This window comes from Spirosoma panaciterrae DSM 21099, from assembly GCF_000374025.1.
In the GTDB taxonomy this organism is placed as follows: domain Bacteria; phylum Bacteroidota; class Bacteroidia; order Cytophagales; family Spirosomataceae; genus Spirosoma; species Spirosoma panaciterrae.
This window is the reverse complement of sequence record NZ_KB893176.1, coordinates 192,269-213,823: the sequence shown is the minus strand read 5'-3', so window position 1 is coordinate 213,823 and position 21,555 is coordinate 192,269. Positions and strand designations below refer to the sequence as shown.

The 21,555-nt window shown below is 48.8% G+C and carries 19 protein-coding genes; 3 read left to right on the top strand and 16 right to left on the bottom strand.

The window, feature by feature from the left end; translation table 11 throughout:
• Positions 1–30: 30 nt before the first annotated feature.
• The 15 genes from B153_RS0108390 to ilvD form a co-directional block, all read right to left on the bottom strand.
• Positions 31–417: a GxxExxY protein gene (locus B153_RS0108390; protein WP_020596251.1), complete on the bottom strand. Its 387-nt coding sequence runs from the start codon at positions 415–417 to the stop codon at positions 31–33.
• Between the two features lie 97 nt (positions 418–514).
• Positions 515–1,918 carry a 3-isopropylmalate dehydratase large subunit gene (leuC, locus tag B153_RS0108385; RefSeq protein ID WP_020596250.1) on the bottom strand — a complete coding sequence of 468 codons (1,404 nt, stop codon included), beginning with the start codon at positions 1,916–1,918 and terminating at the stop codon, positions 515–517.
• Positions 1,919–2,114: 196 nt separating this feature from the next.
• Positions 2,115–2,450: a DUF2147 domain-containing protein gene (locus B153_RS0108380; protein WP_020596249.1), complete on the bottom strand. Its 336-nt coding sequence runs from the start codon at positions 2,448–2,450 to the stop codon at positions 2,115–2,117.
• 40 nt (positions 2,451–2,490) lie between these two features.
• Positions 2,491–4,650 carry a DAPG hydrolase family protein gene (locus B153_RS37620; protein ID WP_020596248.1) on the bottom strand — a complete coding sequence of 720 codons (2,160 nt, stop codon included), beginning with the start codon at positions 4,648–4,650 and terminating at the stop codon, positions 2,491–2,493.
• A 107-nt stretch (positions 4,651–4,757) separates the two neighbouring features.
• Positions 4,758–5,342 carry a Crp/Fnr family transcriptional regulator gene (locus B153_RS0108370; RefSeq protein WP_020596247.1) on the bottom strand — a complete coding sequence of 195 codons (585 nt, stop codon included), beginning with the start codon at positions 5,340–5,342 and terminating at the stop codon, positions 4,758–4,760.
• A gap of 33 nt (positions 5,343–5,375) precedes the next feature.
• Positions 5,376–6,293, bottom strand: a complete 918-nt coding sequence (locus tag B153_RS0108365) for a helix-turn-helix transcriptional regulator (RefSeq protein WP_020596246.1) — start codon at positions 6,291–6,293, stop codon at positions 5,376–5,378.
• Between the two features lie 13 nt (positions 6,294–6,306).
• Entirely contained in the window at positions 6,307–6,678 is a 372-nt protein-coding gene (locus tag B153_RS0108360; RefSeq protein WP_040761039.1) for a HepT-like ribonuclease domain-containing protein, read from the bottom strand.
• Positions 6,647–6,964 carry a nucleotidyltransferase family protein gene (locus tag B153_RS0108355; RefSeq protein WP_020596244.1) on the bottom strand — a complete coding sequence of 106 codons (318 nt, stop codon included), beginning with the start codon at positions 6,962–6,964 and terminating at the stop codon, positions 6,647–6,649. The genes B153_RS0108360 and B153_RS0108355 overlap by 32 nt, the downstream gene beginning before the upstream one ends.
• A gap of 20 nt (positions 6,965–6,984) precedes the next feature.
• Positions 6,985–8,229 (bottom strand): threonine ammonia-lyase, encoded by a 1,245-nt coding sequence (gene ilvA / locus B153_RS0108350; RefSeq protein ID WP_020596243.1) that lies wholly within the window; start codon positions 8,227–8,229, stop codon positions 6,985–6,987.
• Positions 8,230–8,357: 128 nt separating this feature from the next.
• The gene (gene ilvC / locus B153_RS0108345; protein ID WP_020596242.1) at positions 8,358–9,401 is read right to left on the bottom strand and encodes a ketol-acid reductoisomerase; all 1,044 of its coding nucleotides are present in this window, start codon (positions 9,399–9,401) and stop codon (positions 8,358–8,360) included.
• A 75-nt stretch (positions 9,402–9,476) separates the two neighbouring features.
• The gene (gene ilvN / locus B153_RS0108340; protein ID WP_020596241.1) at positions 9,477–10,010 is read right to left on the bottom strand and encodes an acetolactate synthase small subunit; all 534 of its coding nucleotides are present in this window, start codon (positions 10,008–10,010) and stop codon (positions 9,477–9,479) included.
• Between the two features lie 145 nt (positions 10,011–10,155).
• Positions 10,156–11,901 carry a biosynthetic-type acetolactate synthase large subunit gene (gene ilvB / locus B153_RS0108335; protein ID WP_020596240.1) on the bottom strand — a complete coding sequence of 582 codons (1,746 nt, stop codon included), beginning with the start codon at positions 11,899–11,901 and terminating at the stop codon, positions 10,156–10,158.
• A 27-nt stretch (positions 11,902–11,928) separates the two neighbouring features.
• Positions 11,929–12,294: a HepT-like ribonuclease domain-containing protein gene (locus B153_RS0108330; protein WP_020596239.1), complete on the bottom strand. Its 366-nt coding sequence runs from the start codon at positions 12,292–12,294 to the stop codon at positions 11,929–11,931.
• Positions 12,284–12,574, bottom strand: a complete 291-nt coding sequence (locus B153_RS0108325; protein ID WP_020596238.1) for a nucleotidyltransferase family protein — start codon at positions 12,572–12,574, stop codon at positions 12,284–12,286. Before B153_RS0108325 ends, B153_RS0108330 begins: the two co-directional genes overlap by 11 nt.
• A 40-nt stretch (positions 12,575–12,614) precedes the next feature.
• Positions 12,615–14,315 carry a dihydroxy-acid dehydratase gene (gene ilvD, locus B153_RS0108320; protein WP_020596237.1) on the bottom strand — a complete coding sequence of 567 codons (1,701 nt, stop codon included), beginning with the start codon at positions 14,313–14,315 and terminating at the stop codon, positions 12,615–12,617.
• Positions 14,316–14,440: 125 nt separating this feature from the next.
• On the opposite strand from ilvD, the gene murQ reads away from it, so the two are divergent.
• On the top strand, positions 14,441–15,241 hold the full coding sequence (gene murQ / locus B153_RS0108315; RefSeq protein ID WP_026261997.1) for an N-acetylmuramic acid 6-phosphate etherase: 801 nt from the start codon (positions 14,441–14,443) through the stop codon (positions 15,239–15,241).
• Positions 15,242–15,303: 62 nt separating this feature from the next.
• Here the strand turns inward: murQ and B153_RS0108310 are convergent, their stop codons facing one another.
• Positions 15,304–16,320 carry a GntR family transcriptional regulator gene (locus B153_RS0108310; protein ID WP_026261996.1) on the bottom strand — a complete coding sequence of 339 codons (1,017 nt, stop codon included), beginning with the start codon at positions 16,318–16,320 and terminating at the stop codon, positions 15,304–15,306.
• Between the two features lie 245 nt (positions 16,321–16,565).
• Here B153_RS0108310 and B153_RS0108305 point away from each other — a divergent pair, with 245 nt between their 5' ends.
• Entirely contained in the window at positions 16,566–19,781 is a 3,216-nt protein-coding gene (locus B153_RS0108305; RefSeq protein ID WP_020596234.1) for a SusC/RagA family TonB-linked outer membrane protein, read from the top strand.
• Between the two features lie 67 nt (positions 19,782–19,848).
• Positions 19,849–21,375, top strand: coding sequence for a RagB/SusD family nutrient uptake outer membrane protein (locus B153_RS0108300; protein WP_020596233.1), 1,527 nt, complete (start codon positions 19,849–19,851; stop codon positions 21,373–21,375).
• The last annotated feature ends 180 nt before the right edge of the window (positions 21,376–21,555 follow it).

Genomic DNA, 21,555 nt, shown 5'->3' with positions numbered 1-21,555 from the left:
TCATTGCGCCTTCGCGGTTCATTTAAAATTTTAGTAGTTATTCACAAATCGACGGAAGCCATCTTTTAACATTGGCACATTGAAATTGATAAGGAATCCCAGCTTTTTATTGGCTAGTTTCAAATAGGAAATCATCTGCGCTTCATGGATAGGTAAAATCGATTCAACTGCTTTTAACTCAAGAATTATTTTGTCTTCAACCAGAATATCTATTCGATATTCTTTCGATAACTCATACCCTTTGAATACTAACGGAATAGGGATTTGACACTCGGCTAGAAGACCTCGTAAAGACAATTCTTTTAACAGACATAGTTCGTAAACCGATTCAAGTAACCCAGGGCCCATAATCTTGTGAACTTCAAGGGACGCAAAAAATAGTTGCCGGGCAATTGCTTCATACTGGCTTTTATCCATAGTTTTTGAACCGCAAAGACGCGAAGATTTGTCTAGCTAAGACGGAGATACTAGCAATAAGTTTCTTAGCGTCCTCGCGCCTTCGCAGTTCAAAAAATCAATTTAGAAACTCTCTCGGATCTGTGACAACGCCGGTTACAGCCGCAGCCGCAGCAACCAGCGGACTAGCTAGTAACGTGCGCGCACCTGGTCCCTGGCGACCTTCGAAGTTGCGGTTGGAAGTCGAAACCGCATATTTGCCTGCCGGAATCTTATCTTCATTCATGGCTAAACAGGCCGAGCAGCCCGGCTGACGAAGCTGGAAACCAGCGCTGGTCAGAATATCCAGAATCCCTTCGTCTTTAATCTGCTTTTCGACAATATGTGAACCTGGAACCAGCCAGGCCGTTACGTTGTCGGCTTTCTTACGACCTTTTACAATGGAAGCAAATGCCCGGAAATCTTCGATTCGGCCGTTGGTACAGCTTCCAAGGAATACGAAATCGATAGGCTTGCCGATCATGGATTCATTTTCGGAAAAGCCCATGTACTGCAATGACTTTTTATAGCTGGCAGCACCATCTTTTACGGCTTCGGCTACCGGAATCTGATGTGTAACGCCCGTACCCAGGCCCGGATTTGTACCGTAGGTAATTTGTGGTTCGATGTTGGCCGCAGCGAAGGTGAGGTCGATGTCGAAAGTGGCACCTTCATCGGTTTTGAGCGATTCCCAGTAGGGCACCAGTTTGTCCCAGGCTTCGCCTTTAGGAGCCAGTTCACGGCCGTTGAGGTAGCTGAGGGTTTTTTCATCAGGCGCAATCATGCCACCACGAGCCCCCATCTCAATGCTCATGTTACAGACCGTCATGCGGCCTTCCATGCTCATGTTCTCAAATACATCACCAGCATATTCGACAAAATAACCCGTGGCGCCACTGGCCGAAATCTGCGAAATAATGTAAAGGATAACGTCTTTAGGCAATACCCCTTTGCTGAGCGTACCGTTCACGCTGATCCGCATTTTCTTGGGCTTAGGCTGCATGATGCACTGCGATGCCAGTACCATTTCAACCTCCGATGTACCGATACCGAAAGCAATGGCTCCGAATGCACCGTGGGTAGACGTGTGCGAGTCGCCACAAACGATGGTCATTCCGGGCAGCGTGATGCCATTTTCCGGCCCTACTACGTGTACGATACCGTTTTTCTCATGGCCTAAACCCCAGTGCGAAATGCCATATTTAGTCGCGTTACGCTCCAGTGCCGCAAGCTGATTGGCCGAAAGCGGATCGGCTACGGGCAGGTGTTGGTTGAGGGTTGGCGTGTTGTGGTCGGCCGTAGCGAAGGTTCGGCCAGAAAACAGCACAGATGCGCCCCGTCCTTCGAGACCTAGAAACGCCACCGGGCTGGTAACTTCATGAATAAAGTGGCGGTCGATAAACAATACATCGGGACCATCTTCGATATGGCGGACAACGTGTGCGTCCCATACTTTATCGAATAGCGTTTTTGGGGTGCTCATAGCAAAGCAGTCATTAAATAAATTCGTGTACTTCTCTGCTACAAAATTGATAAATACCAATGGATAATCGATCTCGTTATCCGCTCAATAAATAGCGATTTTGGTTCTATAGGTGTATCTGGCCGGAAAACTATATGGGGTCTCATTGGGCATGTATAGTAATGCTGAACATGCCTATTGAGACCCTACGAACCGTCTACTGCTTTTCCCAGTAAACGGTTTTGGTCAGAATACCTTTGTGGGCTACGATTTTCAATTTGTTACCAGCCAGATAGAGTTCGCATTCGGCAGTTATGTCTTTTTTAGGATTGTAGACCATTCCTTTCCATTGCCCATCGACAAATTTTATATCCTTCAGAACAACTCGTTTGGCAGGGTCAATGCCCACAAATCCATTGCTGGTTTTGCTGACAATGATCAAAACGCCATCATCGTCGGTTTTATAGGTGCCCGCCAGATTATCGGTCGATTTTTGGGCAAATGCGCTGCTAATACTGAGCAAGAGGCTGAAAACGAAAACTAAATGCTTCATGGTAGATGATTTTTGACGAATAAAAAATAGACTGGACTGGTTAGGAAAGCGCTGATTCGTTTATAGCCGGACGGCTGTGCCACTCATAAAAAAGGCCGTTCGGGTCGCGTTGGGCGCGTATTTGCTGGAGTTTTTTGAGATGACCGTCCGACAGAAAAGGGGCTGTGCGTTTATGCAAACCTTCGTCGGCCAGTTGGATGCCTGTAGAAAGGTGTGCCATCTGCCGCATCATATTGGCCGCCCAATCACCATATGTTGCGGTATCTTCTGCATTTTGCCAGTTTCCATACAGGGCCAGATACGTATTGTCTTCGTTGGAGTAGGCCATATCGGTCGATAGACTACCCGGATGCCAGTTGAGCCACAGAAAATGCGACGGTGCCGGTGGTAAGGTTCTCGAAATCTCTTTGATAAACGGCATTAAGTCATCGAGCGGGGCGTGTGTCCACATGTTATCCACACCCCAGTAACAGTTTTCGGGATAATGGGTCATGGTTGTTTTATACAGCATGTCGATACCCGGATTGAAAGCTGGCGTGGCAATGATGGCTTTACGTTTGATCGGGCTGTTTTTCATGAACGCCATCGCTTCTTCGTATTCCTCCTGGGTATCGGCAAAAATGGGCGCGATGGCTTCGATACCCGGCCCCAGCACACTGAGCATATTGTTGCTCATAATCATCTGGAATTCTACCGCATTGGGAATACCCGGCCCTACTTCATACGCCCAACGGTATACGTCTTCCAGATGCTTCATCGAAAAATCGTGCGCAATAATGGCGCGGTATTTAGGCAACGGATACAGTTTCAGATGAAAGCAGATAACGATGCCGAAAAAGCCTGGCCCTGCCCCTCGTGCTGCCCAGAACAGATCCGCATGTTGATCGGCATTGGCATGTACCAGTTCGCCGTCGGCTGTGATAATGTCAAGCCCAATCACGCTTTGGCAGGCAATTCCTAGCTTTCGACCATTCCAGCCGTAGCCTCCCTGCAACAGATAACCGCCAATGCAGACGCCTTTGCAGTGACCTGCCGGAAAAAACAGATTGTGTTTATACAGTTCCTGCATCAGAACGCTACCTCCTACACCCGGCTCTGCTTTGGCCGTCATGGCATCGGCATTGATCTCGTACTGATTGAAGTTTTTCATCAGAATCAGCACACTATTGTTACGCAGGTGGTTGGCACTAAAACTATGCCCTCCCGAGCAAACAGTAATTTTTTTACCTACCGACCGGGCGTACCTGAGCGTGGCGATAATATCCTGAACACTTTTCGGCTCAACAACCAGATCGGGTCGTTTGCCGGGGTCGATTTTGTTGAATAACGTACCCATGACCAGTTGGTCAAAGCCCGCGTCGGAGCGTCGGGTAACGAGGCCCGCAACCTGCAAGTCATCGGATTTTCGGTTGTTTTCGGCATACAAAGCGGGCAGGAAAGCGGCCAGATGCGTCATCTCTTCGGCACAGTGCTGGAGTAAGTCGGGAGCAAAGTTTTGGGGTAATGACCTGACCTTGCGGATAAATTCAGAAGCCAGATCGGCCAGTATTCCCGTTTTTCGAACACTCACGTATTGACCGCCTACCCAAAAGCGGGAACGCATTTCTGAACCGCCCTCAATGGCCCGAATCTGATGTACCAGATAGCCGTAATCGACCGGGAGGGTGGGGTGCCCCAGACGAGCGCAGATATACACGGCTTTTTCGGGATGGTTGACCGCGTCGAACGAAAACCCAAAATCAGTGGGCGATTGAAACTGGATCATAGCATCCTGCAACTCTTTGCCGATATATTCTTTGATAATAGAATGGCGGCCTATATACGCTACATCATTTTGCCCATCTTCCCAACGAGCGCTCACATGCGCTTTCGGATGCCACAGTTTATAGCGGCTATCCTGACAACCATGCCAGCCAAACCACCAATCCCACATGGGTGGGGTTACGTTGGGCATAACTGTGCGGACAGCTACGTGAATACTACCGTCTTGGTATTGGGTATAGCCGTTTTCACAGTCGGTATATCCTTCGGTTTCCAGATAGCGAGCGGCTGCAAAGGCGGGTAAGCGTTCTGGCTCGAGTGGTGAATGGGCTAAAGCTTCCTGAATAGGCAAGGCTAGCGGCAGAAACGCTTCGTTGTAGAAGGTAGCGAATGGGGTGGCATAGTCGGGCGACTGGTAGCCAAGGTATTCTTTTGCCATTGGTTTGAGATGTTAAAATGATGGCTCAAACCTACCGGAATGCATCAGGAGCAACACTTGAATTAATTCAAGAAATGCATTGACCGGGAAGAAACGGCTTATTCTGGCTAATCTCTATACTTATGTTTCAGCTTGCTCAACCATTCGGGCGAAATTCCCATAAACTCGGCAATGAAACGAGAAGGCACACGCTGGATAATAATCGGAAAGGTGCTGATCAGATATTGATAAAGCTGCTCCGACGTATAGGAAATGATTTTGAGTTTGAAATCGTTTTCTTCCTGCAAAGCTGTTGTGACGACCGAATGATAGAACCGAAACAGGTTCAGGTCGGTATCGATCAGCGATTCGAATTTATGTTTGTTCAGGGCCAGTACAGTTGAATGAGCGATGGCCCGTAGTTCACACCTGGTTTTTTCGCCCGAAAAGAAACTGTCGACGCAGCTCATAAACGGGTGAAAATCTTCCATAAAGAAGTTGATCGTTTTTTCGATCTCCAGGTCTTCGTCAATGTACCGGCACACAAAACTCCCCGACATAACGAAATAGATTTGGTCGCATACCTGCCCGGGCCGGATGAGCTGGGTTTGATTTTTTACGTCCAGAAACGAAACGTACTGGAAGATATTTTCCAACGAGTGGGGAGCTACATTTGCTTTGTTCAGTTCGGCAATAAGGTAGGGTGGTAGCATGGCTTGCCGGGATGTGTCGTTTAGACTAGAGGACTACATCGCTTGCAGCATTTTTGACGCTAAAGTGGTCGGGGGTAACGCCGTGGGATTTTGATGGGCTTGTTTAGGGGTAAAGCCGTATTGGTTTTTGTAGGCTTTAATAAAATGCGACACGCTCTCGTAGCCAATTTCCAGGCTTACTTCCGATACATTCTGGGTCGTATTCCGAAGGAGGAAATGGGCGTGTTCCAGGCGTTTTCGGCGAATCCATTGCCCCGGTGCGGTTCGAAAATGAGCTTCGAAGTCACGCTTGAATGCCGAGAGGCTCCGGCCCGATAACCGGGCTAGTTCGTTCATCGAAAGGGGTTTAAGCAGGTAGGTGCTCATCAGATAATCCAGGTCGGTTTTCTGCCCCTGATAAATGTGCCACAGAATGGACTGTAGTTGCGTTTTTGTATCCAGTTCCAGCAGATGAAGTAGTAATTCCTGGGATTTTAGCCGGAGAAATTCGTTGAGGTAAGGGGTTCTGGAGCCAAAATACGGCAATAGTGAGTCGATAAAGGTGGTGAAGGCGGCAGACGATGAGTAGGCAAGAATCAGATCGGCTGGTACACTAATCGAAGTAGCCGGAAATAAAGTCAGATGCTGCCCAACGAATTCTTTTAGAAGCCGCTCGTTTACGAAAAAAACCAGGCTGCGGTAGCTGTTATCGATGGACTCGTTCATGGAGTAGCAACCCCGCTGGAAAAACAGAATGTCGCCTTTACGTACATGCAATTCCTGCGTAGGTGAGCTAAATTTCTTTTCGCCTTCCAGCACGACAATGACAGCAGGTTCTTCAAAAAAAACTTCATTCCGTTCGGGGTACACGTCGCTCCGATAGGCCACAAACGTCATTTCTGACCCATCGGGACGTTGGATGTTCAGCGACTGAAACTGATCGGGCTGTATGGACGAAGGGACACGAAGCATAAATGAAGGAATGTTACTCACTAGAGAGCTTAGCTGATTCGCGCTCAATAATTACATCAATCCATTCTTTATTGGTAGGTACATCAACGGTCACGGCTTCCCAAAAGAGCGTTTGGTCGATCCCCCAATAATGATGGATAAGTCGGTCTCGTAGCCCTGCGAATCCTCGCCAGTCAAATTCTGGATGGCCGAACCGAAACTCATCAGGAACTCTTTTACAGGCTTCGCCAACAATTAGCAAACTGTGGGTAACAGCACGGCTTTTTGTCTCGTCGGATAACAAGCTGTCTGCATCCAGATTGGCTGTGGCCCTGATAATATAACCAAGTTCGGATTGGATATGCTTTAGAAAATCAATCAGCAAAGGTGATGTATTCAACTTCATTGGCAACGTGTTTGCGGACGAACTCTGCCATTCCATCCCAGGTGAGTAAATCAACTTTACGCGCCATTACTTCTTCAAGATAATCGGCCATATCCAGGAAATTATGGAGTTTTTTGGCACCTGGCTTAAACTCAACAACTAGATCAACGTCACTGTCTGTTTGTTGCTCATCGCGAACAAATGAGCCAAAAAGGCCCAGACGAGCCGCGCCAAATTGTTTTAATTTATTCTGGTGGGCCTGAATACGCTCGAAAGCTTGCTGTTTATTTTGAACGGCAGTTATCATGGTATTTGTCGTTTAGTGGGTTACACTAAAAACTGAAACAAATCCGGTTGGTCGTTGAGGTACTCGTATACAATGTTTTGGGCTTCCATTCGCTGGATGAGCGACTCAAAATCTTCGCGATGCTTCAATTCGATGCCTACTACAGCCGGGCCGGTTTCCCGATTGGTTTTCTTGGTGTATTCAAACCGCGTGATGTCGTCTTCGGGGCCAAGTACGTTGAGAAAGTCGCGGAAAGCGCCCGACCTCTGGGGAAATCGAATGATAAAATAATGTTTCAGCCCTTCGTATAATAACGACCGTTCTTTGATCTCTTCGGTACGGGTAATATCGTTATTGCCACCACTAACCAGACAAACTACGGTTTTGCCCCGAATCTCATCTTTGATCATATCCAGCGCGGCAATCGTCAGCGCACCAGCCGGTTCGGCAACTATGGCATCTTCATCGTACAGTTTCAGGATGGTGGTGCACACTTTACCTTCCGGAATGAGCAGGATACGGTCAAGATTTTTACGACATACTTCGAACGTAATGTCGCCGGGTCGTTTTACGGCAGCACCATCCACAAATTTGTCGATCTTATCGAGCGCGATTACGTGGCCTTCTTCGATCGATACTTTCATCGAAGGCGAACCCAGGGGCTCTACCCCGATCAGCTTTGTTTTCGGACTTAACTGCTTGAACACCGTTGATACCCCAGCGGCCAAACCGCCCCCGCCAATAGCCATTAGCAGGTAATCAATCTTCACGTTGGAGTCCTTGAAGATTTCCAGTCCGACGGTTCCCTGTCCCTCCATTACCAGCACATCATCGAAAGGATGGACAAACGTGCTATCGTGCGTTTTGACGAACTCCATGGCGGCATAGAATGCGTCGTCGTAGGTATCGCCCACCAAAACCACTTCCACAAACTCTTTCCCAAACAATTTTACCTGTTTGATTTTCTGGTTGGGCGTAGTAGTGGGCATGAAAATGGTGCCGCGAACGGCCATTTTTCGGCAGGCGTAGGCCAAACCCTGCGCATGGTTGCCCGCACTGGCGCATACCACACCTTTAGCGAGGGCTTCGGCAGGCAGACTGGCCATCTTATTGTACGCTCCCCGAATTTTATAGGACCGGACAACCTGCAAATCTTCGCGTTTGAGGTAGATATTGGCCCCGTAGCGGTCGGAGAGATTCACATTTTCCTGTAACGGTGTATGAACGGCTACTCCTTGGAGTCGTTTGGCCGCCAGATAGATCGTATCGAGATCGGGAAAAGTCACTGTTGAGCTTGTATCAACCACGGTGAAAAAGAAGAATGTACAATGAGTAATGTATTGATGAAGCAATGGCTGCCCATTTCCTCAAATTTACATTATTCATTGTACATTCCTGTACTATTGGCTTTAGACTAGCTACGTTCTGGGCGCAGCGAGCGTACGGCGGCACCAGCCTGCCACATTTCAGAGTCACGCAGTTCGGCCAGTTCTACTTCGAGTTTCTCACGGTAATCGGGCTGCGAATTGCGGGTGATGCTGATTTCGGCCTGCTCCTGCGATTTTACCGAGTTGTACAGTTGTTCAAACACGGGTTTGGTTGCATCGCGAAAAGGTTTCCACCAGTCGAGGGCACCACGCTGGGCGGTAGTCGAGCAGTTGGCGTACATCCAGTCCATACCGTTTTCGGCTACCAGCGGCATCAGCGATTGGGTCAGTTCTTCTACCGTTTCGTTGAAGGCTTCGGATGGGCTATGGCCATTGGCACGCAGTACTTCATACTGAGCGGCAAAGATACCCTGGATGGCACCCATCAGCGTACCCCGTTCGCCAGTCAGGTCGGAGGTTACTTCTTTGTAGAAATCGGTTTCGAACAGATAACCTGAACCAACACCGATACCCATCGCGATGGCTTTGGTGCGAGCATTGCCCGATGCATCCTGGTAAACAGCGAACGACGAGTTCAGCCCCTTACCTTCTACAAACAGACGACGCAGGGATGTGCCTGATCCTTTCGGAGCAACCAGGAATACGTCAACATCGGCGGGTGGAACAATGCCGGTTTTCTCTTTATAGGTTACGCCAAATCCGTGCGAGAAATACAGCGATTTGCCGGGCTTAAGAGCGGCTTTTACAGTTGGCCAGAGCTCGATCTGAGCAGCATCGGAAAGCAGGAAGCAGATAATGGTGCCTTTTTCGAGAGCCTCTTCGATTTCGAACAGTGTTTCGCCTGGAACCCAGCCATCCGCTACGGCTTTGTCGTAGGTTTTGCCTTTCCGCTGGCCAACAATCACGTTGAAACCGTTGTCGCGCATGTTGAGCGACTGACCAGGGCCCTGTACGCCATAGCCAATCACGGCGATCACTTCATTTGCCAGCACCTCGCGGGCTTTTTCCAGCGGGAACTCTTCCCGTGTCACAACTTGCTCCTCAACTCCTCCGAAATTAATCGTTGCCATTGTTTAATTGGTTTTGTACTCTGATTTGGGGGTTACTACTTGGTTAGTGCCAGTCCGGTTCAGGAATGACTTTGTTTACATATAATACGCCCAGTCGGCTTCGGGAAGGTATTCAACAAGCCCCTTCTCGGTTTTGCCAACCGCTACACGGCCTGAGCGGACAAATTCCAGAATCTCGTGTCGTTTGATGTAATTGAAAAACTCGAAAATCTCGGTGTCATTGCCTGTTTTCTCGATAATCACGTAGTCGAGACCCCAGTAAACAACCCAGGCTTTGTATTGCTGGTTAATGGTTTCGACATCGAGGGGTTTGCTACCCAACCCGGTCGACACTTTGAACAGCGCTATTTCATTGAAAACAATTTCGTCGTTCAGGTAACCGAATACGGCCAGCACTTCAACGATCTTACGAATCTGACGGACGAGCTTTTCGACCTCTTCACGTGATTCATGCTTGATGACGATTGTGAAACGCGATACGCCTTTACGTTCCGTTTCAGACACGGTCAGGCTTTCGATGTTGATGCGTCGACGGGTAAAAATGATCGTGATGCGGTTGAGCAGCCCGATGGTATTTTCCGTAAATATGCAGATGGTGTATGTTGTCATGTTATGGTCATTCGGGGTCATTAGGCTTCGCTGCCATGTAGGGTCATTCACTTCGTTCTTAGGGGTTGTATTTACAGCAATTTGTATTGATCACCATAAACGATGCCGAAAGCAAATGACTAGTTTATGACATAGTACTAAATGACTATTTCAATCTGATTTGCGCGACACTGGCACCTGCGGGTACCATCGGGAACACGTTCTCTTCTTTTTCGACAATGACTTCCAGCAGATACGGGCCATCGGAGTTCAATAGAGTATCGAGCGAATCGGATAAGCTTTCGCGTTCGTTACAGGTGTGCCCGGCCATACCAAAACCTTTGGCAATCGTTACAAAATCAGGATTTTGTAGCTCTACAAATGAGTACCGACGCTCGTGAAACAACTGCTGCCACTGACGGACCATACCCAGGAAGTTGTTGTTCAGGATGATGGCTTTCACAGGCTGCTTGTTCTGAACAATGGTTCCTAGTTCCTGGAGCGTCATCTGGAAACAACCATCACCGATAATGGCTACCACCTGACGGTCTGGGGCGCCTACCTGTGCTCCAAAAGCGGCTGGCAGAGCAAAGCCCATTGTACCCATACCCCCCGACGTTACCAGACTATTGGGCCGACGGAACTGGTAATAGCGCGATGCCATCATCTGGTGTTGCCCTACATCGGTGACCAGGATCGACTCACCCTTTGTTTTTTGAGAGAGCATATTGATCACTTCTGCCATTTTGATTTTACCCATCTGGTTCGACAGCTCAGGCTGTGTAATGGCTTCGTTTTCAATAGCATCGTATTTTCGGAATTCATTCCGCCAAACGGTGTGGTCATTGGGCGTGACCAGCGGGATCAAGGCCTTCAGGACTTCTTTGGCATCGCCGACGACTGGAGCATCGGCGCGGATAATTTTGTCGATTTCGGCTGGGTCAATTTCGATATGGACCACCTTGGCCTGCTTTATGTATTTGCTGGCGTCGCCCGTGACACGGTCGTCAAAACGCATCCCGATGGCAATAATCACATCGGCATGATCGGTCATTACGTTCGGGCCATAATTACCATGCATACCCAGCCAGCCTACATACAGCGGGTGATCCGTTGAGATCGTAGATTGCCCGAGTAAGGTGGTTGCAACCGGAATGCCCGTTTTTTCGGCAAACTCGCGGAGTTCATCTTCGGCTTTAGCTATCTGGACTCCATGCCCAACCAGTATATAGGGTTTTTTGGCGTTGTTGATCAACTTCGCTGCGGCTTCGACCTGTTCCGGCTTCGGTACACGGCGAGGTCTGTAACTAATGATGCTTTGGCAGCGCTCGTAAGCAAATGACTGGGTCATCAGCTCCAGCTGGGCACTTTTGGTAATATCGATCAACACAGGTCCCGGACGACCAGACTGGGCAATGTAAAATGCTTTTGAAATAACCTCAGGTACTTCATCGGCACTGGTGATCTGGTAGTTCCATTTGGTAATGGGCATCGTTACACCCATAACGTCGGCCTCCTGAAACGCATCCGTACCCAGCAGTTTTTTCGCTACCTGACCAACAATGCAGACCATTGGCGTCGAGTCGATCAGCGCATCGGCAATGGCTGTTACCAGATTGGTAGCTCCCGGCCCAGAGGTTACCAGGCAAACCCCTGCCCGACCTGTTACGCGGGCATAGCCTTCAGCTGCATGACCAGCTCCCTGTTCATGACGAACCAGAATGTGATTGATACGATCCTGAAAATCGTATAAGGCATCATAGACGGGCATAATTGCCCCACCAGGATAGCCGAAAATGGTATCGACACCCTCTGCCACAAGTGCCTGCATGAGGGCGTGCGAACCGTTGATGTAGGTAGGGGCCGGGGCGGTTTCAATGGCTTCCGGCATAACGTTGGCGATAGCTTCCATGATGCTTGTAGCGGTTTAAGGTCGTATTCAGTTTGTTGTATTACTCTGTTCTTCGTTTAACAGGATTTCATAAATGGCTTCCAGTTCGATGAATAGAGGAGTGACGTCATTGGAAACTGTTGACCACACTACTGCTAAATCGACTTGGATATAATCATGTATAAGCTTATCTCTCATACCGGCTAATCTTCGCCAGGGGATTTGGGTAAATCGGTCTCGAAAAGATAGTGAAAGACGTTTTGTAGCTTCTCCCACGATTTCAAATTGTCGGATGCAGGCATCCTGTGTTTTTGTATCACTAAGAAAAGCGTCTTCTGTCATCTCATCAGTATAGCTGCTAATGCGTTCCAAAGCCTGTATAATATGTTCTATATAGACGAGATCATCCTTCATAGATAATTTTCAGGTCTTGAAAAATATGCCTTTTCAGTCGCTCATTAGTGATCGCTCCTTCTGAAACCAGATCTACTTTGGTTGCCAGTTTGTTTGATAACTCATCTTCCATCTGAACGAAGGTTAGCAACGATACGGGCTTACTTAATTTTATCAGCACATCCAGATCACTGTTAGGGCCGTTTTCTCCCCGCGCCCATGAACCAAAAATTCCTATCCGTTCTGGTTGATACGGTTTGAGATACTCAAGAATTTGCTGGTTTTGAAAAGCGGTTGTCATGCTATAATATGATCTGTACAGACGTAAAGATAAACGTCTGTTATGCTTCGTCCGTTACGCAGCCTTCGCTAGCCGACTTCACGTTCCGAATGTACTTGCCCAGTACACCTTTGGTAAAGCGCGGGGCAGGTTGTTTCCATTCACTCTTGCGGTACGCCATTTCTTCGTCCGAAATATGCAGAATGATTTCACGGGTGGTGGCATCGATGGTAATGCGGTCGCCGTTTTGGACTAGGGCGATTGGGCCCCCTTCGTAGGCTTCGGGGGTTACGTGACCGACTACGAATCCGTGCGTACCCCCTGAGAATCGGCCATCGGTAATCAACGCTACTTTATCGCCAAGCCCGGCTCCCATGATCGCCGAGGTGGGTTTTAGCATTTCGCTCATGCCAGGGCCTCCTTTGGGGCCTGCATTCCGAATCACCAGTACCTGTCCGGGCAGAATTTCACCTTTCGACAGCGCTTCGATCACTTCACCTTCATGTTCGCAAACTTTCGCTGTTCCTTCAAATTTAAGACCTTCCTTACCCGTAATTTTGGCAACGGCACCTGTTGGCGACAGGTTACCGCGTAAAATCTGAATATGTCCGGTTGCTTTGATCGGCTGGCTCAGCGGGAAGACAATCTTTTGCGTTTCAAAATTCAGATCAGCAGCATCTTCCAGATTTTCGGCCACCGTTTTTCCGGTTACGGTCAGGCAATCGCCATGGATATAGCCATTCTGGTATAAGTATTTCATGACGGCCGGAACGCCCCCAATGGCAAGCATATCTTCCATATAGTATTTGCCACTTGGCTTCAGATCGGCGATTAAGGGAGTTCGGTCGCTGATAGCCTGAATTTCGTCGAGGGTAAGTTCAATACCTGCCGCTCGTGCAATAGCCAGGTAATGCAGAACGGCATTGGTCGAGCCGCCAAGCGCCATTACAATGGTCAGGGCGTTTTCGAGCGATTTGCGGGTGATGATCTCTTGCGGTGTGATGTTCCGTTCGAGCAACAGCCGCATGGCCGCCCCGATTTTCTTACACTCTTCCTGTTTGCCTTCGTGAGTAGCTGGATAGGTGCTGCTAAATGGCAGACTAAGGCCCATCGCTTCGATGCTGCTCGCCATGGTATTGGCGGTATACATACCACCGCAGGCACCAGCACCTGGAATCGAATTCCTGATAACGCCTTCGTAATCTTCATCGGAAATGTTGCCGGCGTATTTTTTTCCCAGTGCTTCAAAGGCCGACACAATGTCCAGTTTCTGTCCTTTATAATGACCCGAACGAATGGTGCCCCCATAAACCATGATACCAGGTCGGTCGAGCCGGGCCATGGCCATTATGGCACCCGGCATGTTTTTGTCGCAGCCGACCACCGTTACTACGCCATCATACCATTGCGCAGCTACTACCGACTCAATCGAATCAGCGATGAGGTCACGGCTGGGTAACGAGTACCGCATACCGTCGTTGCCGTTGGTCATCCCGTCCGATACACCAATCGTATTAAAAATTAGCCCAACGAGTCCATTCGCCTGAATGCCCTGCTTAACGTACACCGACAGCCCGTTCAGGTGCATGTTGCAGGTGTTGCCCTCGTAGCCCGTGCTGGCAATGCCAATCTGAGGCTTTTGCATGTCGTCTTCCGTTAGGCCCACTCCGTAGAGCATAGCTTTGGCGGCTGGGTTACTAATTTCCTGCGTAAGGGTACGACTAAAGCGATTCAGTTCAGTAGGAGTCGATTCGGTAAGCATATTTTACAATTAGCGAAATTTCGCTGCTGGTGTAATAACGCTGTAAAGAAAAATTATGTTTTTCGAAAAGGCAAGAAAAAAATGATTATTTGTCGGTTAAAATGTGTGAGTGTTACTTTTGAGGTATGACAACAGAAAGCACATCCCATTACGACCATCTGGAGCAGATGTCGGTTCATGACTTGCTCGTTACAATAAATAAGGAAGATCAAACGGTTCCGCTGGCAGTGGAGAAGGCTATTCCGCAGATTGAAGCGCTGGTAACAGAAACCGCTAAACGTATGAAAGAAGGCGGACGGCTGTTTTATATCGGAGCAGGTACGAGTGGCCGATTGGGCATCGTTGATGCGTCGGAGTGTCCGCCAACTTATGGCGTTCCACACGATTTAGTCATTGGTCTTATTGCCGGAGGGGATGGGGCTATTCGCAAAGCTGTCGAATTCGCTGAAGATGATCCCGAACAAGCCTGGAAAGACATGGCCCCCTATCATCCTGATTCGCTGGATACCGTTATCGGAATCGCGGCCTCGGGCCGAACGCCCTACGTGATCGGCGGCCTTGAAGAAGCCCGGAAAGCGGGCCTACTGACTGGGTGCATTGTTTGTAACGAAGGCTCGGCTGTCGCCAAAGCGGCCGAATATCCGGTTGAAGTTGTGGTTGGCCCGGAGTTCGTGACCGGCAGCACCCGAATGAAAGCAGGAACAGCTCAAAAACTGGTTCTGAATATGGTTTCGACATCGGTCATGATTCGTCTGGGCCGGGTAAAAGGCAACAAAATGGTCGATATGCAATTGTCGAATATAAAGCTCCAGGACCGGGCTGCCCGTATGGTCATGGACGAATTGGGTGTCGATCGCGAGAAGGCAGAAACATTATTGGCCCAGTTTGGCAACGTTCGGGGGGCAATTGAAGGCTATAAGCCGTAAGTAGTGGGCATGTGCCAGGTGATGTCGGTTAAAAGTATCGACACCACCTGGCACATGCATTTCTATAGGGATTTTCGTACGATCAGGCGGAAGGGGTTTTCTATATGCTCCTGACTACCATTCAATATAAGTTGGGCGGCCGTTCGTCCCATTTGCGCGAAATCGGTTGAGATCACCGTAATGCCTTCCAGCAGAAACTCTTTTAGGGGCGTGTCATTATAAGAAAGAATGCCCACTTCCTGTCCGATGCCATAGGCAGTCTGCTTTATCTTCTTAATCAGTTCGACCAGGTCTTCCTCCATCAGGTTAATATAGGCTTGTTGGGAGAGGATAGGTTCCTGCCGAATGTCGTGAATGACCCGGGTCTGAAACCCGTACTCATAGCAGAATTTATAGAACCCGTTTAAGATCGCCTTAGGATGGTAGGTGTAGGAAGGCACCAGGATGCTTATGGTTCTGTATTTCCGTAGGAGAGGTAAGGCTTCAATCAACGCCTGATAAAGGTCTTTCTCAAAGTTTTGAAATACAGCCGCATAATTGCCGGTTATACCGTCCAGCAGTTTGTCGAGAATCACCAGTTTATGCTTGGGTAAACTGTTGATTAACTCTGCCGCCTTCTCTTCGCCATCGAAAAAGTGGCCAATGATGACATAATGGGTATGATTATGGGCCTGACGCTGGATTAAATCCCGAAATAATCGAAAATCGTTGTTATAAATAAAGAAATCGATGGCTACTGTATCGCCCAGCATCTCGACAAACGAATCGTAGATAATTTTTTTGTGGGCGCTTAACTTGTTGAATAACAGGAATATTTTCAGGTTATTTCCCGTTGGGGTATAGTTGATATAAAACCCTTTGCCTTTTACCCCGCCAATAATCTCTTTCTCTTTTAGCAGCTCGTACGCTCGCTCGATCGTGCCTTTCGAGACATCGAATGACGCACATAGCTCATGAATCGACGGTAGTTTATCGCCTGGTAGAATATCCCGATTTTCAATACCTTCTACGATTGAGTTATAAATCTGCTGGTATTTGGGTGTATTCGAATAGTCGTTGATTTTAATGTGATCGATCATCTCAGATGTCAAATGTCCAGACAGCATCACTGCAGACTTGCTTTTAGGGATGTATAGTAAAGGCAAGTATCTACTAAAAAGCAGGAATACCGCCTGATATATTGAAAATTCTTAAAATCTTAATCAAATAATACTAAAACTGGGAAGGTATAGGAAAGTTGCCCCTACATGTTTATCAATATTTGAGTATTCGCTTATGTTTTTTCTATATCTATTTCTGGTAACCCTATTCGATCTAAACCTCCATGAAAAAAATTTATCAACTAGCTACGCTGAGCCTGATAGCTGGAATCGTACCCGGCTTCGCTCAGACGATGCAGAGTATTGAGCCGAAACGAAGTGATTTGCTGGCAGGGCAATTGCTGGCACTGCATGTTCCCCGACCAGACTTGTCTTATGAAACCGCGCAGGTTGCGGACATAACCATTTCGGGGAAGGTGACGGATGAGAAGGGGGATTTGCTGGCAGGGGTAAGTGTTATTGTAAAAGGGACCACCCAGGGAACCACAACGGATGGGACGGGGAGCTTTCGGATTGCCGTACCCGATACCCGCGCTACACTGGTGTTTAGTTTTGTGGGTTATGCGAAAAAAGAAGTCGTGGTAGGTAGCCAGACTTCCCTGACTGTGGCCCTGACACCCGACGATCAGACCCTCAATGAAGTCGTGGTTGTGGGGTACGGTAGCCAGTTAAAGAAAGAAGTAACCGGGGCTGTTCAAACCATCAGCTCTCAGGAAATTAAAGACTTGCCCGTTTCGCAGATCGGGCAGAAATTACAGGGCCGACTGGCGGGTGTTCAGATCAACCAGGCAACGGGTAAACCCGGCCAGGGAATCAGCATTCGGATTCGGGGGCAGGTTTCGGTGTCGGCAGGTAGCGATCCGCTTTACGTGATCGATGGTTTCCCCATTACGGGCAATATCGCGCAGTTGAACCCCGATGAAATTGAGGACCTTTCGATTCTGAAAGATGCGGCCTCTACGTCGTTGTATGGGTCACGGGCGGCCAATGGCGTGGTGCTCATCACCACCAAAAAAGGCAAACCTGGTCAGACGAATATCAGCTTCACCGCCTACACGGGTTTACAAAAAGTTCCTGTAAAAGGTCGGGTAAAAATGCTGAATGCTGTACAGTTTGCCCAGTTTAAGAAAGAATTCTACGAAGATCAGTTGCTGCCTGTACCTGACATTTTCCAGAACCCATCGCAGTATGAAGGGAAGAACAACGACTGGTACGATGCCTTACTCCGTGTAGCACCCCTTCAAAGCTATAACCTGAGTATTTCGCACAATACCGAAAAGTCGAACACATCGCTGGTGGCTGGTATTTTCAATCAGGACGGGGTAGTACTCAATAACAAATACAAACGGTACTCCCTGCGGATGAACTCAAACTATAACCTCTCCAATAAGGTTGCGGTCGGGTTCAATGTAGCGCCTTCGTATGTGTTTGATAATACGCCCCGTACCGACGGCGACCGGGGAACCGGGATTCTGTTCAATGCCCTGCATACCTGGCCAATCATGCCGATTTATGACGCCAATGGGGAGCTGACAAAATACAATACCTTACCGAGCAGCACGGGTAATATCTTCAACTATCCGAACTGGGTACGAGCCGCTAACGAACTGGTGAACGAAACAAAGAACACCAACCTCTTAGGTAACGCCTACATTCAGTTTCGGCCCATTACGGGGCTGACGTTGAAATCGACGATGAATATAGAATATACGAATTCTAAATTCTTCTTCTTCAATCCGTCGACGGCTACCAGTGCCATCAACGTACCGATTCCGACCACGGCGGTGTCCATCCGTCAGGGGCTGGAGAGCATGTCGTGGCTGAACGAGAACCTGGCAACCTATGCAAAGAGCTTCAACGATCATAACTTTGAGCTGTTGGCTGGTTTTACAAATCAGAAGTTCCGGTCGGAGTTTACACAGGTCCAGGCCAATACCTATGCCGACGACCGGTTGCCAACCATTCAGGGCGCACTGAACATTGACCGTACCAACTCGCAAAACGGTGCCAACCAATGGACATTGACCTCGTACCTGTCTCGGCTGACCTATAACTACAAAGGCAAATACCTGCTGACGGCGGCTATTCGTGCGGATGGATCGTCCCGATTTGGTTTGAACAATCGCTGGGGTACATTCCCATCGGCTTCGGTAGGCTGGATTATGTCGGACGAAAATTTCCTGAAAACCGTTCCACAGGTTTCGTTTGCCAAAATACGGGCTAGCTACGGGGTGATTGGTAACAACAACATCGGTAACTACACACAGTACGCGCTGGTAAACAATACCACCAATGCCGTGTTTGGCAGCACAGTTGCAACGGGGGCTGTGGTGACGTCGCTGGCAAACCCAAACCTGGGCTGGGAAACGACGAAGCAGTTTGACATGGGGCTTGACCTGGGTCTGTTCAACGACCGCATCCAGTTCATTTATGATTTCTATACCAAGCGGACCACCAACCTGTTGTATGCGGTGCAGGTGCCACAGGAATCCGGTTTCACCAACTTCAACGATAACATTGGCGAAATTAAATTCTGGGGCCACGAATTCTCGCTGACCACCAAAAACACAATGGGCAAGCTGAAGTGGACCACCAACGCCAACATTTCGTTCAACCGGAATCTGGTCGTGTCACTGGCACCGGGTATCGACCGGGTGTATGGAACGTTCCACATTACGCAGGTAGGTCAGCCATTTGGTCAGTTCTACGGCCTGGTCAAACAAGGGTATTATACCAGTGCAGAAGACCTCAAAAATTCGCCGATTATCCCAGGGCGTTCAGCTATTGGAACGATCAAAATGAAAGATGTGAACGGCGACGGAGTGATTACCTATGGTGGCGATGCCGACGACCGCACGATCATCGGTAGCCCATTCCCCAAGTTTACCTACGGGCTTACCAACGACCTGAAATACGGCAACTTCGACTTTTCGATCACGGGGTCTGGGTCGTACGGAAACCAGTTGTGGGTTCGGCACCTGTACAGCACGGCCAATCTGGATGGTGTGTTCAACATGGTTGAAGGGGTAAAAGATCGTTTCCGGGTTCAGAATACCATTGTCAATGGGGCTGCCGTGGCTACCAACGTAATCACGCAGGGAGCTGGCCAGTTCGGCGCTACCAACAATGGTGGTAACTACACGGGTATCGAGCGTGACTGGAACAGCACACAGTTCCTGGCGGATGCGTCGTTTTTCACGATCAAAAACATAACGCTGGGCTATAACATCGGTGCAGTGAATAAACTGTTTAAATCGGCCCGGGTGTATGCTTCCTGTCAGCAAGTGTACATCTTCACCAAGTACTGGGGCGGCCCCAACCCGGAAACGAGCGGAAATGGTGCCGGAAATGGCGATGGCGGAAACCTGAGTCAGGGTGTTGATTTTTCGAATTACCCCGTTCCTCGCACGTACACTGCCGGTGTAACGCTGAATTTCTAAAACCAGTAGTCATTATGTCGCTGGGGCGAAATAACACCAGCGGCTAATCCTAAAAACCTTGTTTCCAATGAAAATAAAATATATCGCAGTCGCGCTATTGACCCTGGCATCGATCGGCTGCAAAGATGACTTTTTGACCGCAGTGCCCGAAACTGCATTGAGTTCGGCCACGTTTTTCAAAACCGAAGCCGACTTTGTTCAGGCAGTCAATGGCGCCTATGTGCCTCTCCGACAGATGTATAACGAACGGGCGTGGGTGCTGGAAGAAATGCACTCCGACAATACCTATTATGCTCGTAACACACTGTATGGTGCGGTAGACGCAACCGAAAACGTGGCCGATTTTGCCATCCCTGTCGGAACAGGCGATGGGGGGGCTAAGGTGACAGCCAACGATAACGTGCTGGTGCAGTATCGACTGAACTATGTGATCATTGCCCGGGCCAATCAGATCCTGAGTCTGATCGATGGGATTACGTTTAGTAGTGATGCCGTTAAAAATAACCTGAAAGGCCAGGCCCAGTTTCTTCGAGCGTTTGCCTATTTCGATCTGGTACGGCTATTTGGTAAAGTTCCGCTGCACTTAACCCCCGTAACAGGTCGTCAGGATGCGCCAGCCGAGCTAGCTACAACCGAGCAACTGTATGCGCAGATTGAAAAAGACGCCACCGATGCCAGTAAAAACTTGCTGAACAAAAAAAGCCAGGAACCTGGTCGGGTTACCTCGGGAGCGGCCAAAACACTACTGGCTAATTTGTATCTGACGCAGAAAAAATGGTCGCAGGTCGAAACGCTCATGAAAGATGTCGTGACCAACGACGGGTATAGCCTGACGCCTGATTATAATGATGCGTTTTCATATACAAACACGAACAAAAACAATAATGAGTCGGTGTTCGAAGTCCAGTATATGGAAGGATCGGCGGGTTATAACGGCAACCAGATCTATCGATTCCTGCCTTCGCCGATAACGGCTGCTGAAATTGCTCCCATTACGGGAACGTCGAACCCGCAGCCCACATCGCAGGAAAGCAATAACATTCCTACGCCTGATCTGATCGCGGCTTACGAAACGGGCGACAAGCGGAAGGATATTTCGATCGGAACGGTTACGTTGAGCACCAGCCTACGCGCGAATAAAGTGTATCCGTACATCAAAAAATACGCTCGTACCCACGCGTTGCACAACAACACAGGGCAAAACTGGCCGGTTTATCGCTACGCTGAAGTGTTGCTGTTCCTGGCCGAAGCCCTCAATGAGCAGGGTAAAACGGCCGATGCGGCTATCTATCTGAATCAGGTACGGGCGCGTGCGGGGCTGGCGGCTACGAAAGCCTCGTCCCAAGCCGATATGCGGGAAGCTATTTTCAAAGAAAGACGCGTTGAGCTGGCTTTCGAAAACAAGCGTTGGTTCGACCTGACACGCACAGGCCGGGTGAAGGAAATTATTACGGCTTACGGTGCTCGGGTGAAAGCCAATCCGGCCGATTACTACTTCCCTGCCGGAGCCGTACCGCCACCAAACGCCTTTACAAATCTTGACGACTATTATCCGTTGCCAGCGGTTGAGTCGGCATTAACTCCTTATTTCTAATATACTTCACTCCTTCCGCTTCCAGCTGGAAGTGGAAGGAGTGATAAATTTCTTCTAAAGACGAGTAGCCCATTTGGGCTGATTTCACGCATTAATATAGGTTGGTAATGGAGTATATAGAAGCAGATTCGTATCGGCTCTGCTTCTTTTTTCATGTATTTATTCATCCAGTAAGGGCGG

Bases quoted from the DNA above. Each gene is read 5' to 3' on its own strand.
- B153_RS0108330 (WP_020596239.1), bottom strand. From the start codon at position 12,294: ATGAAGGATGATCTCGTCTATATAGAACATATTATACAGGCTTTGGAA.
- B153_RS0108310 (WP_026261996.1), bottom strand. From the start codon at position 16,320: ATGATCGATCACATTAAAATCAACGACTATTCGAATACACCCAAATAC.
- B153_RS0108305 (WP_020596234.1), top strand. From the start codon at position 16,566: ATGAAAAAAATTTATCAACTAGCTACGCTGAGCCTGATAGCTGGAATC.
- B153_RS0108365 (WP_020596246.1), bottom strand. From the start codon at position 6,293: ATGCTTCGTGTCCCTTCGTCCATACAGCCCGATCAGTTTCAGTCGCTG.
- B153_RS0108370 (WP_020596247.1), bottom strand. From the start codon at position 5,342: ATGCTACCACCCTACCTTATTGCCGAACTGAACAAAGCAAATGTAGCT.
- B153_RS0108390 (WP_020596251.1), bottom strand. From the start codon at position 417: ATGGATAAAAGCCAGTATGAAGCAATTGCCCGGCAACTATTTTTTGCG.
- ilvN (WP_020596241.1), bottom strand. From the start codon at position 10,010: ATGACAACATACACCATCTGCATATTTACGGAAAATACCATCGGGCTG.
- B153_RS0108380 (WP_020596249.1), bottom strand. From the start codon at position 2,450: ATGAAGCATTTAGTTTTCGTTTTCAGCCTCTTGCTCAGTATTAGCAGC.
- ilvD (WP_020596237.1), bottom strand. From the start codon at position 14,315: ATGCTTACCGAATCGACTCCTACTGAACTGAATCGCTTTAGTCGTACC.
- B153_RS0108325 (WP_020596238.1), bottom strand. From the start codon at position 12,574: ATGACAACCGCTTTTCAAAACCAGCAAATTCTTGAGTATCTCAAACCG.
- B153_RS0108300 (WP_020596233.1), top strand. From the start codon at position 19,849: ATGAAAATAAAATATATCGCAGTCGCGCTATTGACCCTGGCATCGATC.
- B153_RS0108360 (WP_040761039.1), bottom strand. From the start codon at position 6,678: ATGAAGTTGAATACATCACCTTTGCTGATTGATTTTCTAAAGCATATC.
- B153_RS37620 (WP_020596248.1), bottom strand. From the start codon at position 4,650: ATGGCAAAAGAATACCTTGGCTACCAGTCGCCCGACTATGCCACCCCA.
- B153_RS0108355 (WP_020596244.1), bottom strand. From the start codon at position 6,964: ATGATAACTGCCGTTCAAAATAAACAGCAAGCTTTCGAGCGTATTCAG.
- murQ (WP_026261997.1), top strand. From the start codon at position 14,441: ATGACAACAGAAAGCACATCCCATTACGACCATCTGGAGCAGATGTCG.
- leuC (WP_020596250.1), bottom strand. From the start codon at position 1,918: ATGAGCACCCCAAAAACGCTATTCGATAAAGTATGGGACGCACACGTT.
- ilvC (WP_020596242.1), bottom strand. From the start codon at position 9,401: ATGGCAACGATTAATTTCGGAGGAGTTGAGGAGCAAGTTGTGACACGG.
- ilvB (WP_020596240.1), bottom strand. From the start codon at position 11,901: ATGGAAGCTATCGCCAACGTTATGCCGGAAGCCATTGAAACCGCCCCG.